This window comes from Brevibacillus sp. SAFN-007a (assembly GCF_051967035.1).
Taxonomy (GTDB): Bacteria; Bacillota; Bacilli; order Brevibacillales; family Brevibacillaceae; genus Brevibacillus.
This window is the reverse complement of record NZ_JBQCKK010000007.1, coordinates 27,270-43,629: the sequence shown is the minus strand read 5'-3', so window position 1 is coordinate 43,629 and position 16,360 is coordinate 27,270. Positions and strand designations below refer to the sequence as shown.

The 16,360-nt window shown below is 50.7% G+C and carries 22 protein-coding genes and 3 tRNA genes; 18 read left to right on the top strand and 7 right to left on the bottom strand.

What is annotated here, in order from left to right; genetic code table 11:
• Window positions 1–7: 7 nt before the first annotated feature.
• Together ACTHO6_RS10415 and ACTHO6_RS10410 are read right to left on the bottom strand one after the other, a co-directional pair.
• Window positions 8–685: a response regulator gene (locus ACTHO6_RS10415; RefSeq protein WP_440241471.1), complete on the bottom strand. Its 678-nt coding sequence runs from the start codon at window positions 683–685 to the stop codon at window positions 8–10.
• Window positions 682–1,884, bottom strand: coding sequence for a sensor histidine kinase (locus ACTHO6_RS10410; protein ID WP_440241470.1), 1,203 nt, complete (start codon window positions 1,882–1,884; stop codon window positions 682–684). Before ACTHO6_RS10410 ends, ACTHO6_RS10415 begins: the two co-directional genes overlap by 4 nt.
• Before the next feature lie 206 nt (window positions 1,885–2,090).
• Between ACTHO6_RS10410 and ACTHO6_RS10405 the strand changes: the two genes are divergently transcribed.
• From ACTHO6_RS10405 to ACTHO6_RS10350, 12 genes are all read left to right on the top strand, one after another.
• Window positions 2,091–2,477, top strand: a complete 387-nt coding sequence (locus ACTHO6_RS10405; RefSeq protein WP_440241469.1) for a MarR family winged helix-turn-helix transcriptional regulator — start codon at window positions 2,091–2,093, stop codon at window positions 2,475–2,477.
• 78 nt (window positions 2,478–2,555) lie between these two features.
• The gene (locus tag ACTHO6_RS10400) at window positions 2,556–5,681 is read left to right on the top strand and encodes an efflux RND transporter permease subunit (RefSeq protein WP_440241468.1); all 3,126 of its coding nucleotides are present in this window, start codon (window positions 2,556–2,558) and stop codon (window positions 5,679–5,681) included.
• 30 nt (window positions 5,682–5,711) lie between these two features.
• The gene (locus tag ACTHO6_RS10395) at window positions 5,712–6,941 is read left to right on the top strand and encodes an efflux RND transporter periplasmic adaptor subunit (protein WP_440241467.1); all 1,230 of its coding nucleotides are present in this window, start codon (window positions 5,712–5,714) and stop codon (window positions 6,939–6,941) included.
• A gap of 394 nt (window positions 6,942–7,335) precedes the next feature.
• Entirely contained in the window at window positions 7,336–8,046 is a 711-nt protein-coding gene (locus ACTHO6_RS10390; protein ID WP_440241466.1) for a cytochrome c biogenesis CcdA family protein, read from the top strand.
• A gap of 23 nt (window positions 8,047–8,069) precedes the next feature.
• The gene (locus ACTHO6_RS10385; RefSeq protein WP_440241465.1) at window positions 8,070–8,603 is read left to right on the top strand and encodes a TlpA family protein disulfide reductase; all 534 of its coding nucleotides are present in this window, start codon (window positions 8,070–8,072) and stop codon (window positions 8,601–8,603) included.
• A gap of 170 nt (window positions 8,604–8,773) precedes the next feature.
• A complete protein-coding gene (locus ACTHO6_RS10380; RefSeq protein ID WP_440241464.1) occupies window positions 8,774–8,971 on the top strand; it encodes a hypothetical protein in 198 nt (65 codons plus the stop codon).
• Window positions 8,972–9,137: 166 nt separating this feature from the next.
• Complete coding sequence (locus ACTHO6_RS10375; protein WP_440241463.1) at window positions 9,138–9,308, top strand: YycC family protein; 171 nt, start codon at window positions 9,138–9,140, stop codon at window positions 9,306–9,308.
• A gap of 157 nt (window positions 9,309–9,465) precedes the next feature.
• Entirely contained in the window at window positions 9,466–10,032 is a 567-nt protein-coding gene (locus tag ACTHO6_RS10370) for a thioredoxin family protein (protein WP_440241462.1), read from the top strand.
• 76 nt (window positions 10,033–10,108) lie between these two features.
• Window positions 10,109–10,420: a hypothetical protein gene (locus ACTHO6_RS10365; protein ID WP_440241461.1), complete on the top strand. Its 312-nt coding sequence runs from the start codon at window positions 10,109–10,111 to the stop codon at window positions 10,418–10,420.
• A 93-nt stretch (window positions 10,421–10,513) separates the two neighbouring features.
• A tRNA-Tyr gene (locus ACTHO6_RS10360) sits at window positions 10,514–10,598 on the top strand.
• 53 nt (window positions 10,599–10,651) lie between these two features.
• Window positions 10,652–10,734, top strand: a tRNA-Leu gene (locus ACTHO6_RS10355).
• 515 nt (window positions 10,735–11,249) lie between these two features.
• A tRNA-Gly gene (locus ACTHO6_RS10350) sits at window positions 11,250–11,323 on the top strand.
• A gap of 118 nt (window positions 11,324–11,441) precedes the next feature.
• Here the strand turns inward: ACTHO6_RS10350 and ACTHO6_RS10345 are convergent.
• From ACTHO6_RS10345 to ACTHO6_RS10335, 3 genes are all read right to left on the bottom strand, one after another.
• Window positions 11,442–12,620, bottom strand: a complete 1,179-nt coding sequence (locus ACTHO6_RS10345) for a tyrosine-type recombinase/integrase (protein WP_440241460.1) — start codon at window positions 12,618–12,620, stop codon at window positions 11,442–11,444.
• 74 nt (window positions 12,621–12,694) lie between these two features.
• Window positions 12,695–13,126: an ImmA/IrrE family metallo-endopeptidase gene (locus ACTHO6_RS10340; RefSeq protein ID WP_440241459.1), complete on the bottom strand. Its 432-nt coding sequence runs from the start codon at window positions 13,124–13,126 to the stop codon at window positions 12,695–12,697.
• A 20-nt stretch (window positions 13,127–13,146) separates the two neighbouring features.
• Window positions 13,147–13,581 carry a helix-turn-helix domain-containing protein gene (locus tag ACTHO6_RS10335; protein WP_440241458.1) on the bottom strand — a complete coding sequence of 145 codons (435 nt, stop codon included), beginning with the start codon at window positions 13,579–13,581 and terminating at the stop codon, window positions 13,147–13,149.
• 236 nt (window positions 13,582–13,817) lie between these two features.
• Here ACTHO6_RS10335 and ACTHO6_RS10330 point away from each other — a divergent pair, with 236 nt between their 5' ends.
• Genes ACTHO6_RS10330 through ACTHO6_RS10315 form a run of 4 tightly spaced genes read left to right on the top strand, consistent with a single transcriptional unit; the run spans window position 13,818 to window position 14,882 of the window.
• On the top strand, window positions 13,818–14,024 hold the full coding sequence (locus ACTHO6_RS10330) for a helix-turn-helix domain-containing protein (RefSeq protein WP_440241457.1): 207 nt from the start codon (window positions 13,818–13,820) through the stop codon (window positions 14,022–14,024).
• Window positions 14,025–14,043: 19 nt separating this feature from the next.
• Window positions 14,044–14,382: a helix-turn-helix domain-containing protein gene (locus tag ACTHO6_RS10325; protein ID WP_440241456.1), complete on the top strand. Its 339-nt coding sequence runs from the start codon at window positions 14,044–14,046 to the stop codon at window positions 14,380–14,382.
• Window positions 14,370–14,603: a hypothetical protein gene (locus ACTHO6_RS10320; protein WP_440241455.1), complete on the top strand. Its 234-nt coding sequence runs from the start codon at window positions 14,370–14,372 to the stop codon at window positions 14,601–14,603. The genes ACTHO6_RS10325 and ACTHO6_RS10320 overlap by 13 nt, the downstream gene beginning before the upstream one ends.
• A 6-nt stretch (window positions 14,604–14,609) precedes the next feature.
• Window positions 14,610–14,882: a hypothetical protein gene (locus ACTHO6_RS10315; protein WP_440241454.1), complete on the top strand. Its 273-nt coding sequence runs from the start codon at window positions 14,610–14,612 to the stop codon at window positions 14,880–14,882.
• Here ACTHO6_RS10315 and ACTHO6_RS10310 read toward each other — a convergent pair.
• Together ACTHO6_RS10310 and ACTHO6_RS10305 are read right to left on the bottom strand one after the other, a co-directional pair.
• The gene (locus ACTHO6_RS10310; protein ID WP_440241452.1) at window positions 14,879–15,259 is read right to left on the bottom strand and encodes a hypothetical protein; all 381 of its coding nucleotides are present in this window, start codon (window positions 15,257–15,259) and stop codon (window positions 14,879–14,881) included. The genes ACTHO6_RS10315 and ACTHO6_RS10310 overlap by 4 nt on opposite strands.
• A gap of 5 nt (window positions 15,260–15,264) precedes the next feature.
• Window positions 15,265–15,720: a hypothetical protein gene (locus ACTHO6_RS10305; protein ID WP_440241451.1), complete on the bottom strand. Its 456-nt coding sequence runs from the start codon at window positions 15,718–15,720 to the stop codon at window positions 15,265–15,267.
• Window positions 15,721–15,815: 95 nt separating this feature from the next.
• On the opposite strand from ACTHO6_RS10305, the gene ACTHO6_RS10300 reads away from it, so the two are divergent.
• Window positions 15,816–16,073, top strand: coding sequence for a hypothetical protein (locus tag ACTHO6_RS10300; RefSeq protein ID WP_440241450.1), 258 nt, complete (start codon window positions 15,816–15,818; stop codon window positions 16,071–16,073).
• Between the two features lie 66 nt (window positions 16,074–16,139).
• The gene (locus ACTHO6_RS10295) at window positions 16,140–16,316 is read left to right on the top strand and encodes a hypothetical protein (protein WP_440241449.1); all 177 of its coding nucleotides are present in this window, start codon (window positions 16,140–16,142) and stop codon (window positions 16,314–16,316) included.
• Window positions 16,317–16,360 lie beyond the last annotated feature (44 nt).

Here is a 16,360-nt window from a genome sequence, read left to right as displayed (position 1 = left end):
CGTTTGGCTATTTCACGATGTTGAGCCGAAGAGCCTTGGCGACTGCCTGGGTGCGATCCTCGACGCCCATTTTTTGCAAAATGCGGTGCACGTGCGTTTTCACGGTGCCTTCCGAAATAAACAAATTTTGCGCGATCTGATCGTTTCGATACCCGTAGGCGATTTGTTGCAGGACGTCAAGCTCGCGGTCTGTCAGTTCATCGAGCAAGGCGGGAGGAGCCGAGCTGTGATCGGTCAAGCTGCGCTGCACCTGCAGGGCTTCCGCCAGCGCCTTGGCTGCCGTCACGGTATGAAAAAGAGCTTCCCCCTGGGAGGCTCTGCGGATCAGGTCGAGCATCTCCTGCGAATCGGCGTCCTTCAGCATATATCCGACGGCCCCAGCGCGGATTCCTTCCACGACGTAATTGTGATTGTCGAAGGTGGTGAGAATCAATACTTTGACGGCGGGATGTCTACTCATAATCTCCCGTGTCGCTTCAATCCCCGACTTTTTCGGCATCTGCACGTCCATCAAGACAACGTCAGGCGCGATTTTTCCGACCAGCTCCACGGCTTCTTCCCCGTCGGAGGCTTCTCCGACGACTTCCATATCCGGCTGCATCTGGATCACGTACCCCAATCCTTGGCGAATCATGGTTTGGTCATCTACCAGGACCACACGAAGTTTTTTGGCTTGATCGGTCATGTTCGTATGCTCCTTTCTTTTTCCACATGTTCCAACGGTACGATTACATCGAGTCTGAATCCATGCGGTTCCTTTGCAAAAAAGGACAGGCTGCCGTTCAATTGCTGAATGCGCTCGGCGATCCCCGTCAGTCCGAATCCAGGCTTGATCTCGTCTTGAGGAGTGATGTTTCCGTCGTCCTGGATCGAGAGGTAGAGGGAACCTTCTCGTTGCTCAACGCTGACCTGAATTTCTTGTGCGTTGGAGTGACGCAGCGTATTGGTGATCGCTTCCTGCAAAATCCGGTAAAACGTGATCGTCAGCTCCTGGGACAGCGGGATGTCCAGTTCGGAGGACAACAACTCCATTTTGATTCCGGTATGTTTTTGCGCCTGCGACAGCAAAGCGCGTAACGGAGTAAGCCCCAGGGACGTCTTATCCATGGCGAGCGTATGAACGGAGGTGCGGATTTCATCCAGGCTTTGCTTGGCTACGCTGAGCATGTTGCGCACGGCTTCCTGCGCATGCTCCGGTCCGTCCTGCAGCATGTATTTCAGCGCATGGAGCTGGACAATCAGCGAGGTGAGGCTGTGGCCCAGCGCGTCGTGAATGTCGCGGGCAATCCGCGTCCTTTCCTCCAGAACCGCTACCTGCAAGGAGTGCAGCGCGGCTTCCTGCAACTGGGAATGCGCTTCCTGCAGCTCGGTATGGGCTTGTTGCAGCTCCTCCAGATGGGTCTGATTCGTTTTGTACGCCTCGCTTTGAATCCGGTATCCCCGCGCGCCGATATAGCAACCGATGTAGGTGAGGATAAACGGAATGATATGCGGGAATTGGAGGATGCCGTAAAAGTACAAAAACAGCGTGGTGCAAGCGCCAAAAAAACTCGCGTAAGCCAGTGCGCGCCGTCCCTCGATGTAAAAGCCGATAAAGACGGCGAGCGGCAGCATCATCCCGAAGCCTTCCCCTCCGGCGAACACGCTTTTCAGGAGCGACATGGCGCCAAGCATCACGGTCACTAGCTCAAATTGGTACGGTTTCCAGTTCCTTTTTGAAATCCAGAACACCACAATGTAACAAAAGAATAGTACAATCGTAAGAGAAAATTGCAAGGGAGTCTCGCGCATGAACGAATCAGGCAGCAAGGCAAGCACAATCAGGATGGAAAACCAGATAATCAGCAAACGTTTTTGAATCGCTTTTATACTCAGTTTCAGCAAAGAGATGTCCTTCTTTCTCTGGCCGGATGCTCGTTTACTTTCATTCTAGCACGGGGTGTCGTCTATCTCCAGATAGACCCCCCGCTGACGGGAAATCAACCGACTGATAGACTTCACGTCCCATGACGATCGGTAGAATAAATCTTGGCTAGCATAAGGAGCAAGTAGGTTGAGTATGGTGATGAGGGATAGTGGGGGAGGCTTTCATGAAAGAACTGATTCAGTTGGCAAAGCTCCTGAGAGAAGCGAGCGCCTTGTTTACGTCGATTTCCAAAAAAGAACTGGACAGTAGCGATCTGAACTGGCAGCAGGTGCTGATACTGGACCAAATCGGAAGCGGCCCGAAAACGATGGGGGAAATTTGCAAGGCCGTCGATCTTCCGTACAGTACCACTTCCGGATTAATCAACAGATTGGAGCAGGAAAAGCTGGTGCGTCGTTTTCGCGACCAAACCGACCGCCGGATCGTGTGGGTCTCCTTAACGGAGCGCGTGTCAGAACAACAGGAAGCAAAGCCGGAAGATCCTCACGCGATTTCATCTCTTCATGCGCTACAGCAATGGTTCTCCCAAAAGAAAGAAATCACAGGCTAATTGTCGCTTTTCGGCACCATGGGAATGCCGACGGGCAACGATTGGCCATGTCAAGTTTTCTAGAAGAGGTGAGTGGATTTGAATCTGTCTGAACTCTCGATTAAACGCCCGGTCACGATGATTATGCTGACCGTGGCCATTTTGATTTTCGGTTTCGTCTCCTTGCCTCGCTTGGCGATTGACCTGATGCCGGAGCTGAATTTCCCGGTTGCCGTGGTCGTCACGTCTGTGGACGGAGGCTCTCCCAGCGAGGTAGAAAAACTGGTGACCAAACCGATCGAAAATGCGCTGGGGACGGTTTCCAACCTGGACAGTATTTCATCCGTGTCCATTGAAGGGGCCTCCCAGGTCATCCTCATGTTCAACTGGGGAACAGACCTCGATCAGGCTACTCTCGACATGCGGGAAAAAGTCGATCAGGTCAGGGGCATCCTGCCTGACTCCGCGAGAGCGCCGCGGGTATTGCGCATCGATCCGAACAGTCAGCCGATCATTCAGCTTGCCGTAACGGGCGAGCAGGATGTGAACAAGCTGAAAAAGCTGGCGGAAGACATGATCCAATCGCGCCTGGAGCGGATTGACGGCGTCGCGGCAGCTTCCATCAGCGGCGGTCAGGACCGAGTCGTCGATGTGATCGTCGATCCGGCTAAACTCTCCGCCTACGGACTCTCGCTGGAGCAGATTCAGCAGGCGCTGGCAAGCGGCAACCTGTCTGGCTCCGCCGGTTCTGTCCGTGAAGGGGACAGCAAGATGAACATTCGCGTCCAGGGGGAATTTGCCAACGTCGAGCAAATTGCGCTGACGCCGATTTCGGTAGGGGGCAGCTCTATCCGCCTGAGTGATATTGCCGAAGTCCAGGACACGCTCGAAGACATCACGCAGCTCAGCTACGTAAACGGCAAGCCGAGCCTGGGGATCTCCATTACAAAGGCGTCCGGCGGTAACACCATCGAGGTGGCCGACGAGGTCAAAGCTGAGCTGGAGAAGATCAAGGCCGATCTGCCCGAACACGTGCAAATCACCACAACGTTGGACACCTCGACTTACATCAAAGATTCGATCTACACAACAGCGGAGCACGCGCTGCTCGGTGGATTGGTCGGGATCATCCTGCTGTTCTTCTTCCTGGGCAGCTTGCAGTCGATGCTGATCGCGATTATCGTATTGCCGGTATCCATCATCGCGACCTTCCTGTTGATGTACATGACGGGACAGACGATCAACCTGATCTCGCTTTCCGGTTTGACGCTGGGCCTTGGCTCGTTGATTGACTTTGCGGTCGTGATGCTGGAGAATATTTTCCGCCAGCGGGAGCAAGGAAAAGGCATGATGGAAGCCGCGCTAGACGGCTCCAAAGAAGTCGGAACGGCCGTTATGGCCTCCGCTCTGGCGCAAATTTGCGTATTCTTGCCGATTGCCCTGACCGAAGGAATCGCTTCCGAGCTGTTCGGACCGCTGGCTTTGACAGTCGTGTACTCGCATATCGCGGCACTGGTCTTCTCCATCCTGCTGGTGCCCATGCTCAGCTCGCGCATTTTGAAGAAAGTACCGAATCATGCGAATCACGAAAACTATCGCGGGTTCAACCCGGTTATCTGGTTTAACATCGGATTTGGAAAAGTGGAAAAAGGCTATCAAAAGCTGCTGGCATGGGCTTTGGGCCATAGAAAAACAGTGATGATCTCCTCTGTGGTCATGATGGTCGGATCGCTTGCGCTGACGCCGATGATCGGGGCGGAATTCATCCCGAGCATGGACCAGGGACAGGTTTCCATCTCGATCAAGATGCCGAATGGCACCGTTTTGGCCGAGACGGAAAAAGTCGCCAAGCAAGTCGAAGAGATTGTGAACAACGTACCGGAAAAAGATATTGTGGCAACGTCGATCGGCAGTAACGGTTCGCCAATCGCGAGTACCTTGTCTTCCAACCAGGCCACGATCACGCTGCTGCTCGTCGATGTGACCGAGCGTCAGCGTTCCTCCAACGAGATCGTTCTGGATTTGCAGGAAAAGTTGAAAATGATTCCGGGACCGGAAATCAAGGTAAGCGCCGCAGAAGGCATGTCCATGGGCTCGCCAATCGAGCTGACCGTGCGCGGCGACGATTTGGCCGTTCTCAAGGACATTAGCGCCATCATCAAGGGCGAGGTCGAAAAAGTACCGGGCACGAGCAACGTCACCACCAGCCTGGAAGCGTCCAGACAGGAGTTCGAAGTCAAAATCGATCCGGAAAAAGCCAGCCTGTACGGATTGTCGACAGGCCAGATTCTCTCCAGTGTCCGGACGGCCTTCCAGGGACAGACGGTCACGAAGTACCGCACAGGCGATGACGAGATTGACATTAAGCTGAAGCTGCCGGAGAATTATCAGGAAGACATCAACTACCTGAACAACCTGCGGATTGCTGCGCCAGGCGGGGCGCAAATCGCGCTGTCCTCGGTTGCCTCGATCAGCAAGGTGGACGTGCCGCTGACGATCAACCGTTCCAACCTGACGCGCGAAGTGAAGATTACGAGTGATCTGGCGGGACGCGACCTCAATTCCGTCACACAGGAGATTACGGCGAAGCTCGACGGCCTGAATCTGCCGGACGGCTACAAAGTCGAGTTCGGCGGACAAAGCCAGGATATGGCCGAGTCGTTCGGTAGCCTGGCGCTGGCGATCCTGCTTTCTGTCGTGCTTTTGTACATGGTGATGGCGGCGCAGTTCGAATCGTTTTACAGCCCATTTATCATCATGTTCTCGGTGCCGCCGACAGTGACAGGGGTTCTCCTGGGGCTTCTGGTGACGGGAACGACGATCAGCGTCTCCGTATTGATCGGGTACATCCTGCTGATCGGTCTGGTCGTAAACAACGCCATCGTGTTGATCGACTACGTGAACCAATTGCGGGCCAAAGGCTGGGAGCTGCGTGACGCGATTCTCCATGCCGGACCGATCCGTCTGCGTCCGATTTTGATGACGACGCTGACTACGATTCTCGCGATTGGACCGCTCGCTTTTTCCCGCGGATCGGGTACAGAGACACAGGCGCCGATGGCCATTACGGTCATTTTCGGTCTGAGCTTTGCGACACTCATTACGCTGGTCTTGGTTCCGGTCGTCACCTCGTGGTTTGACGATCTGGGCAAAAAGCGCCGCGAGAGACGCAACAAACGAAAAGCAAAGAAACAAATGAAAAACGTTCCCGCTTTGGAAACGTAAGAAGCGTTTGTGGGATGAGGAGGGACATTCATGAAATTTAGCATAAAACCCGTCATACTGGCCGTTTTGGCCGCAAGCCTCGTGGCAGGTTGTTCCAGCCCGCAAGCGGAAACGCCGCAGGCAGAGACGGTGGAATCGGCAACCCCTGTCCAGATTGAAACAGTGGGCGTCGGCTCTGTCACCACCGAGTCCGGTCTTACGGCGAAGCTGGCGCCGAGCGAAGAAGTACAGCTTTCTCCGAAAATGGGCGGAAAAATCGTAGCGCTGCCCGTGAAGCTCGGTCAGTATGTGACAAAAGGCCAAGTGCTGTTTAAACTGGACGATAAAGATTTGCTGAACAGCGTCAAACAGGCGGAAGCTGCGTACGAACTGGCCCAGGCGAGTTTGAATCAGGCCGGAAGCAGCTCGGATCAGGGACTGGTTCAGGCGAGAAACGGACTGAAGCAGGCGGAAGTCGCTCTGGCGGACGCGAAGCGCAACCAACAGCGGATGCAACAGTTGTTTACGCAAGGAGCGATCTCCGCACAGCAAATGGAGCAGGCGAACCTACAGCTGACGAACGCGCAGACTGCTTATGACAACGCCCAGCAAAGCCTGCAGGTTGCCCAGCAAAAAGCGAACGTGCAAGTATCGGCGGCTTCGGCGAAGCAGGCCGCGGTCAGTTTGCAAAACGCCCGCGAGCAACTGGCGAACGCGACCGTCACGTCCCCGATCAACGGCTATGTCTCCAGCGTGAACGGAGCAGTTGGCCAAATGGCAGGGCAACAGCCGGTCGTGGTGGTGGTCAACACCAATCCACTCTTGGTAAAAGCGAACCTGTCCGAAGCGGACATCACGAAAGTAAAAGTTGGGACAGTCGTGAAGGTGAACGTGCAATCGACGGGCAAAACCATTGATGCCAAAGTAACGGCTGTCAGCCCTGTCATGGATTCCGCCCTCAAAGCGTATCCGATCGAGATTACGATCCCGAATCCAGCCAATGAGCTGAAATCGGACATGGTCGTTACGGTGACGTTCCCATCCGATGGAGCGAGCGGCGCGAAAGCTCTCGTCATCTCGCGCAAAGCGGTCTTTGATCGCGACGGAAAGCAATACGTGTTCAAGCTGGAGGGCGACATCGCCAAGCAGGTAGAGGTAACCACAGGCAAATCGTCCAGCGACAAGATCGAAGTAACGAGTGGGCTGGCAGAAGGCGACAAGATCGTCGTGACTGGAATCACGATGCTGCAGGATGGCAGCAAGGTAAGCATTCAGGAGTAACAGAAAGAAAATAAGGCATGAAAAGAAAGAGACGGTCGATTTTGCCGTCTCTTTTTTGTGTCTACAGAGAAGAATGGATACGTATTCGTGCAACGAGGCTGCGCAAATGCGCTTGGCGCAGCCGGGTTTTGCAAGGGCAGGGGCAAAGCTCCCTGGCGCAATCCTGCGGATGGAGAAGAGGAGTACCAAATGCGCCCAGGTATGAGTCGGCTTTGACGAGAGTACGGGGAGGTGTGCCAGTAGCCGCATAGGACAAGATTTGTTTTTACATAATAAATATTATGTCAACCTAAATGTCACGGATTCAAGGCAAAGTGCCGCGTTCGCTTTTGAAGAAGGGAAAGATTCGCTACAATAAGGATATAGTGGAGGAATCAACCATTCGGAGGTACATATGACTGGAAATCTTACGGTGTTTTTGGCGTTTGCGGCGGGATTTCTCTCGTTTATTTCCCCTTGCTGTCTGCCGCTGTATCCGTCCTTTTTGTCCTACATAACAGGAGTGACGGTAGAGGAAGTGAAAAAGGGGAGAGCCGTCTTCCAAAAGCAGGCCCTTTTCCATACGTTTTTTTTCATCCTCGGCTTTTCCATTATTTTCATTGCCCTGGGGCTGTCGACCTCGTGGATCGGCAATCTGTTCGTGAACCAAAAGGACCTGATCCGGCAGCTGGGCGGGATTTTACTGGTCGTGATTGGCCTCATTATGCTGCAAGTGTTTAAAATGGACTGGATGATGCGGTCGTTCAAGATCGATTTAAAATCGCGTCCTTTGGGGTATACTGGGTCCATACTGGTGGGAATGACCTACGCGGCCGGATGGACGCCTTGTGTGGGACCGATTCTCTCCGGCATTATCGTGCTTGGAGTCACCGATCCGTCCCGTGCCTTGACGTACACCCTGGCGTATACGATCGGGTTTGCCGTTCCCTTCTTCGTCATGACGTTCTTCATCAGTAAAGTGAGCGCCATTGTCAAGTATTCGGATCGATTCATGAAAGTCGGCGGCGGTGTGATGGTTTTGTTCGGCGTGCTGCTGTACACAGACAAATTGACAGACATTACCCGCGTGCTTATTCAATTGTTCGGGGGCTTTACAGGTTTTTAAGATCAGTCAGGCGAGGTGACGAAATGAAAAAGCTGTTGCTGGCGGGGCTAGTGATTGCGGGAGCGGGAAGCGCGGTATGGGAAAAGCCCCTATTGTCAGCGCCAGTCGTAGCAGATGTGCAGAAACCGGAACCAGGCTTCCTGGCGCCTCACTTTACCTTGACAGGTCTGGACAATCAGACGTACAAGGTAGAGGGCAAAAGAAACAAGCCGTTGCTGCTCAACTTTTGGGCCTCCTGGTGCGGGCCATGCCGGATGGAAGCGCCGGATTTGCAGAAGATCTATGAGAAGTACGGCGGACAGATCGACATGTACGGGGTGAACGTGACGAGCAGTGACAACCCCGAGTCCGCGCAAGCCTTCGTGCAATCTTACAAGCTGACCTTTCCCATCCCGATGGATGTAAGCGGCTCGGTGTCCAACCGATATCTCGTCCAGGCGTTTCCTACGACCTACCTGATCGACGCGCAGGGCATCGTCCGCAAAAAAATCATCGGAATGATAGACGCAGGCACGCTGGAGCGGGAGCTTCGGCAGCTTCTGGGCGAGAAAAAGTAGGAACGAAAAATCCGAACCGCTGGCGCACGCTGCCCGGCGGTTTTCTTTTGCCGCCCAAGCGAACGTCGGCCCATTTTGCCTGTAGCGATCGCGTTTTGGATGTTTGCCTAAAGAATAGGGTTGTTCTCCCTCATAGACTGGAGTGAACCAGGGCAGAGGGAGGGAATCGGATGGCCAAGGGCAAAAAGGTAAAGAAGAAAAATAGTCGGCAGCATCCCAATCAACTGAATTTGAAAATCGTGACCTCCGGCACATGCCTGGCGTGCAAGCAGCAATGCGCGCGCGGCTTGGCGTATTTGGAGCGCATGTCCCAGCCCGGTGCGATTGGAAACGGGGTTCCCTGTATTCTTACCAAACCAAAGGCATAGGCGAAAACAGGCACCCGTTCGTCAGGAGATAATCCCTGCCAGCAGACTGAAGCAGGCGATTATCTCTTTTTGATTTTGCCCGCTGCCGCTCCCGTTCTCTGGCAGCTTGGGACGCCATGTATTATACTGAAAAGACCGCATTTCGTAACCGAAAGGAGCTGTATTCATGCGTCCCTTGCAAATCTCGTCGGAAACGGCAGTGAAGCTCGCCGAAGCCTTGAATGTTCCCCTGGAGCGGCTGATGCACATGCCGCAGCACATTCTTTTGCAAAAAATGATGGAGCTGGCCAAGCAGGAACAGGAAGCAGACAAGCCAGAGTCTGGCCCAACCGAGTAAGCGAAACCGCGCTTCGTTGGCCTGGCGACTGCGAGCGATTGCGTGCAGCTTCTTGCCAGGAAAAACGTCGAGGCGGTTTCAGAGACGAAGGACTTTTGGCAAGTGCTGTGGAACAGATAGACAAACAAGTCCTGATACATATAGGGGAGGCAAACAAATGGCTGCAAATGTCGCACACAAGTTTCGCACGGGGCTGACTCCAACAGCGTTCGTCGAAGGCATGACCAAAAATCGGGAGGCTTACCAAAGCTGGTCGGAAGCGTTTGCCTGGGCAGATGAGCAGGACCGGGCGTTTTTTGCCTCGCTGCAACATCGGGATGACCTCAGATGCCTGATTCTTGCCGCTGAATGGTGCGGGGACGTGGTACGAAACCTGCCCGTCGTTCTTCACGCCTTGAAAGAAACGGACATGCCTGTCGAAATCATGGTTCTGGAAGAGCATCTTGACCTGATGGATGAGTTTCTCACCATGGGCGGCCGCGCGATCCCGATTGTGATTTTCGCGGATACAGGCGGACATGTCCTGGCAAAATGGGGCCCGCGCCCAAGCCACGTTCAGGCAATCATGACGGCATTCAAGCAGCAAAACCCCGACCGCAACGCGCCGGACTACGAAGAAAAGCTCAAGCTGGCGCGTGCAGAAATGCTCAAGCAGTACGGCGAAGGAACCGGCTATCAGCAAGTCATTGTCAAGGAATTGAAGGAGCTGCTTTCCTCGATCTAAGACAAGAAGCGAATAGGCGGATATCTGGGCGGAGTTGCGGCTCCGTCCATTTTCATGCAGAAAGGCGGAAAATGGCATGCACTATTACGGAAACGAAACGATTATGTCCCTGGAGCAGGTTTTGCGCCTGCAACCAACAGAGGTACAGATTCTGGAGTGGGTGCGCACCTACGAGTTTTTGGAGAATCGCTTCGGCATCGACGAGTCAGTACCGTATTTTTTGGAAATCAAGTGCGAAGCAGGGGGAGTGCTGATTCGCAAAAACCGCATCCTGGAATTTCCCGACTACGCCTGTGAGGAGCAACGTCATTTTGCGGAGGTGGAGCAGGCTCTCGCCGTTTTCCAGCAGTGGGCGCAAGAAATTTTGCAGCGCATCGCCAGCCCATAGGCCAAACGGTTGACGAATCAACTTGTTCATGATAGATTGAAAAGCGTCGTCTCTGATGGATGCAAGTGAACATCGACAGACGTACACGCAACTGGGGAGATAGTGAAGTGGCTAAACACGGCAGACTGTAAATCTGCTCCCTCCGGGTTCGGCGGTTCGAATCCGTCTCTCCCCACCATTTGATTTTTCAGCGAAAATGTGCTAGTATATAACTACAGTTTTTTCTTGCATGCCGGTGTGGCGGAATTGGCAGACGCGCGCGACTCAAAATCGTGAGGGAAACCGTGGGGGTTCAAGTCCCTCCACCGGCACCATACATATGAAACAAGCAGCTCTTGGGATGAAGATCCTGAGGGCTTTTCTTGTATTTCAAGGATATTTTTTGGAGCAGGAAGAATCAAACATAAGGAATGAGGAACGGTGTTGAAAGAAAAGACTTCTGTTGTAAGCATGAAATGATCAGTCAGGGAAGTTTGCAATTATTACCACTGACGAAGTTTTCTCCATCAGTCTTCTAAAGGAGTAAGAGAAATCGCTAGCGATGCATAAAAATCTCTCGGCTAATAAACCGATTGTTCTGAACATGACTTCAAATGCTTGAAAAAAAGTGCTTTCTCTTTATTAAGTCTACTTCTAACCCTGACCTGCATCCCCGTCACCAACAGCCCTGTGAACAGGCTTGCGTACCATTTTTCGTCCTTTTTCCCAAGCAAGCCCGCTATGGATATCTTTTCCTTGACTTGGAGGATGCTGCTGCTATAATTAATAACAGAGGAATGAAACATTTTTAATGTAAGTAACATACAGGACGTGCCGGCTATTACATTTTGCGGGTGTAGTTCAATGGTAGAACTCTAGCTTCCCAAGCTAGCGGCGTGGGTTCGATTCCCATCACCCGCTCCATAGTAGTAGAGCGTGAAAACCCTTGAGAAATCAGGGGTTTTTTTGTTTTGTCTGGTCGCGGGAATCGGGGACGAGATGGGGTGAGAAACATCAATTGGGGACGGATTGGGGACGAAATTCACAGGGTGGCTTTTCGGGGATCGAATTTTTCTAGCTTCTTCGCTGTCTCTTGGCTCATCTTTTTCGTAACGTGCGCATACAGGTCTGCAGTGGTTTGATACTTTGAGTGCCCCAGTCGCTCTTGTACGGCTTTCAGATCCGCGCCAGCTTCGATCAGTAGGGTAGCCGCAGTATGTCGTAGATCGTGAAGCCGAATATGTTCAAAGCCATTACGTTTCAGAAATTTTCTCCACGTCGATGTAGGCGTTGTGTAGTAGTAAGGTCCGCCCGATTCATTGCAGAAAACATATTGACGGTCTTTCCACTTATTCGAGTGCAGGTTTCTTCTCTTCTCCCAATCCTGCTGAAACGCTAAAAGCTCCCTCATGTACCATTCCGGCATTATTACGACCCGTTCTGAATCTTCCGTTTTCGGTTTTTTTACGATAGGCATGCTGCCGTCGAATTGGGGTATGCTTTGTTCAATAGTGATCGTGTTCGCTTCAAAGTCAATGTGTTTCCATTCAACAGCCAGGAGTTCTCCACGCCTAAACCCTCCTAACATGCAGCCAAGAAAATACAGTCTCCAGACCGTCGGCTCGTTGTAAAGAGCGGCAATTACTCCCTTCGCAGAAACCTCGTCGAGATAATTCATTTTCTTCTTCGGAACCTTGGACTGTTCCACACCTTCAAATGGGTTCTGTTTTTTATCGATGAACTTCCACTCAATAGCCTTGTCAATAATACTTTTGAGCACTTTGTAGATGTAGAGGATTGTGTAGTTTGATAACCCCTTATCCTCCAGGCTATTGATAAAGTCAACAATGTGGATTGTCTTAATTTGATCTAAATAGCGATTTGCGAATACAGGCATAATGTGATTTTTCAAGTGGGTCTGATAGATCGTTGCCGTTCGGGGAGAGTATTTCCGTTGCGCGAACTTTGGCAGCCACTCGTTGTGAACAAACGCCTCAAATGCCATCTTTTCCGGTTTCTGATATTCACCGGTTTCGATTTGCAGTTTGAATTTTGCAAGCTCCATTTCTAAATAATCCTGAAGCTTCTTTGTCGTCCTAAGAAGAGCTTTGTCCTCTACTCGGATCGTCTTGTACCGTTTAATTCGTTTGCCCTGGGCGTCATACCCGGCTTCGACAACCAGGCGCCAGGAGTTGGTGCCACGTTTTTCGATGGATGCCATTGTGATTTTTCTCCTTTCAACGAGAATATATGTTCGGTTTCGGGGTGTAAGAATTCCCTGAAACGAAGAACCAATCAGAACTTTTTCAAGTGAGCTACGTCGACCGGCACGCCATAAGTAGCTGCTGCTTCAGCGATTGTCATGCGGGTGTGCCGGTGTTCGTACAGCAGGTCGTCCGGCATCAAGAGCTCAACTGCAAATTCGTTGGCTTCCCGCTCAATCCGGTCGACAGACAGAAAGGTATTGGCCCGCAGGAACGGCACATTAACTTTAGGGTGCCGAATGCGGTGGCCGAGTTCATGGGCGATGACAAATCTTTGCAGGTGCTCGTCCAGGTTACGGTTCACGTGGATCATGGGGACGCGTTTGCTCATGTTGAAGTAACCCCAAATGTTTTTGAAATCTTCAAACAAAATAAGGATGCCCATCTTGCGCGCGATAGTTGTCGGGTCGTTGGTGCCATGTTGCTTGATGAGCCGTTGCACGGTCTGCTTAGTAGACTGCATGTGTGCATCTCCCCAACCCGTTATTTTCTGTATTTTTTCGGAGTGAATTTTTTCTTTGCCACCATTTTTGCAATCCGAAGTGAGTTCTCCAGAGAAGCGCGGAGCAACTCCATTTCTTCCTCGTCGATCGGCTCTCCGTGGAATGCGAGTGCCTCATTGTTTTTTAGATCTGCCATGATGCGCTCCAGTTCTTTTACGATGTCGCGTTCTTCTTTGGGTGTCAGATTATCTTCTTGCCTATGTACTACACTGCCTTCGGGATCATCAGTACGACCAAGCAGATAGTCTGTATTCGTTTTGAGGATGTCCGCAAGTTTTGAAGCCATATCAGCACTTAGCCGCTTCTTTCCTCTCTCGATTTCATAATAATACTGTGGCGTGATTCCCAGTGACTCAGCAATTGTTGTTCCCGGTATTCCTTTTGCCTTACGAATCTCACGTATTCGATTCCCCATTTAATAGTCACCTTTCTACGTAAAGCACTATTTATTGAAACCATCTGCTTATAAATCTATCAGCTGTTAGCTTAAAAAACAACAAGCTAATAGTTGAAAAATGGAGTAATTTTAAGCGATATGAAGCAAATAGCGAAATTTAATGGATAATCCTCCTAAATGAATCTATTTGCTTCATTTTTCTCTTTGTTTCTATGAAGCTATTAGATTAATATTAATACCAGGAGGTGGTAATCGTGAGCTTCACGGAAGCAATTAAGGGCGCCTTGAAAAACAAGGAATTAACACCGTCTGACCTCGCAAGAATGACTGGCTACACGCCTCAATACATTCATGAAATCTTGTCTGGAAAGAAGCGCTGGAATGAAACAACCATTTATAGGGCTTGTGAGGCACTTGATCTGGAAATAGAGATCACGGGGAAAAGAAGCAAAACCACATAAAGGGTGGGTGGATGTGGAGATGCAAAAATCCATGACACTAGAAGAATTGTTTGCTCAAATGCTCGTTGCCCTGCGCAGTCAACTCAAAGAGGAACTGCGGGAAGAATTGCGCTCGGAAATGGCAGTGTCTCCTGACCGCACAATTTCCTTCACAGAAGCCTGCGAATACCTGCAGATGTCCGAATACACGCTCCGGCGGTTGTGCCGGGAGAAGCGGATTCCGCATCGGACATATGGCGCAGACGGCTCGAAGAACCCGAGATACTGGTTTAGCACGGCAAGTTTGGGTCGGTGGATTCGGGAGCAAGAAGAATTGAATTACCAAGTGAAGGGGAGGAACGAGGCATGGAATACTTAGCTGCTCAAATGAGCACCCACAGCAAAAGAGCCATCTGGCTCGCGGTTAACTCTGAACACGGCGACCGACTGGTGGAGATCACACAGGAACACACTGCGCTGGCTCGTGACTTAGCCGTCAACAAGCATCTGACAGACGCGGAAAAGGAATCGTACAAAGCGCGCATTGAGCAGTTACGTCAGGAGCGGGAGACGATCTTGCAGCAATTTGAGGGGAGGTGAATGGGGATGGATATCAAGTTAATGGCAAGGCTAGCTTTTGAAAAAGATGAGGAATATTACCAAAAGCTAGCCACACAACGAGCGTTATTAAAAGCCGAAAAAATTCTGACAAGCTTCAATTTCCACCAAGATGACGGCAATTTGAAAAAGAAAATCATTAAAGCATGCAAAGCATATGAGATTGAAAAAATTATTGGTCGTTTGAAGCATCGAGAAACCATTCGTACTCTTTATCCAAAAGATATGAAAGTCGATTGTTTGAAGAGGTGGCCAGTTTAATCGTTGGACATCCTTACCAAATCGCCAATTCGAATTTTCCGGTCTGTTTTGTTGAGTCCTCCGGATATTTGCGTTGAATCAATGTTTAAGGGTTTTGGCTCCTCTTTCGTGAAATTTGCTGAAAAGGAGATCATATTGAGCAATCTGGTTTCAGCATTTTCACAGATACACATCTTCGGAAACACATGCTTTACCTCGAGATAAGCCTTAATGGAATCAAGTGTCCCAAGTGATTCCATTGTGTCGGGATCAATAACTTCTTCTCCGGGAACATAAATTTCAAGGCAGTCTTCTTTTTTGATGCCATGGTTGGTTCCAGCATTAACTACAATATTGTATTCATCAATGATCTTTACTACTTTCCATGAATCTGACATTTTCATTATCTCTCCCTTAGGTTCGATTCAAGCTTATCCATCAGCTCAATTAAGGTTAAAAGCTGTTGGCGTTCCTTCTCGGTTGGATCAGAAATAGCGGCAATGAGGTAGTATCTGATATGACTTGTGAGCTTTTTGTAGTCCTCAATTAATTGATTCCGATCATCGTATCTGGTAGCTAAAGCCTCATGTAATTTTTGAAGTTCAGAATACTCTTTCTGAAGGTTATTGTATTGAGTCGAAGAGCTTTTTAGTTTGTTATAAGCAATCACAAGCAAGATAAGCAATGTTGGTACAGTGACAGAGGCTACCGCTAATAACGTCGCAGTCAAAGTCCATACTTTTAAAGCGAAGTAGATAGTCACGATCGAACTTACAGTACCTACCACGGCAACTAGAACGGACCAAAAGTTAAGGTTCGGTTCAATTGGTACAAATTTGGAACTATGTTCAACTTTCAAAGTTTCACCCCTTTCAGCTAATAGTTGGAAATGCTGGACAACAAACAATTCGACAGAAAGTTGGATAATCCTACAAAAATGGGAGGTGAGAATAGGTGAATGGGTCAAGCGTAAAAGAAATGCTGGACGGCGTAGACGAGGAGCAGCTGTCCATGATCGTCTCCGCACTCCAGGAGACGGCAACTCGGTACGATCAGCAGGGGATGGTCATGGTAGCCATTAAAATGCGGATCACCGCTGATAAGGTTCTGGATATCAAAAAAGCCCGAGAAACGGCGCAGGCCGCGCGCATCCTCGGGCGATTCAAAGAAAAACCCACCTGCAGCGAACAGGTGGCACCTCCAAAAATGTAAATGTTGGGTACTTTCAGCGTACCACAGCTTCATTGGTTGGACAAGCTTTGAGAGGAGAGTGGACAAATGGGCGGGTTCAAAGAATCAGCTATCACCAGCGAAAACGACCAAGACGTAGACATCTGCGATCATTGCGGAGAAGCGATCTACAGTGGTCAGGTGGTGTGGAAAGTCGGCAGCGAAATGTATTGCAATCGCTCCTGCCTGGAGAGCGGAATTCAAATTGTCACCTTGCGAGTATGAGTCGAAACTGGGGCCCTGGGCCTCGGTCTGTCGGGGATGACCTC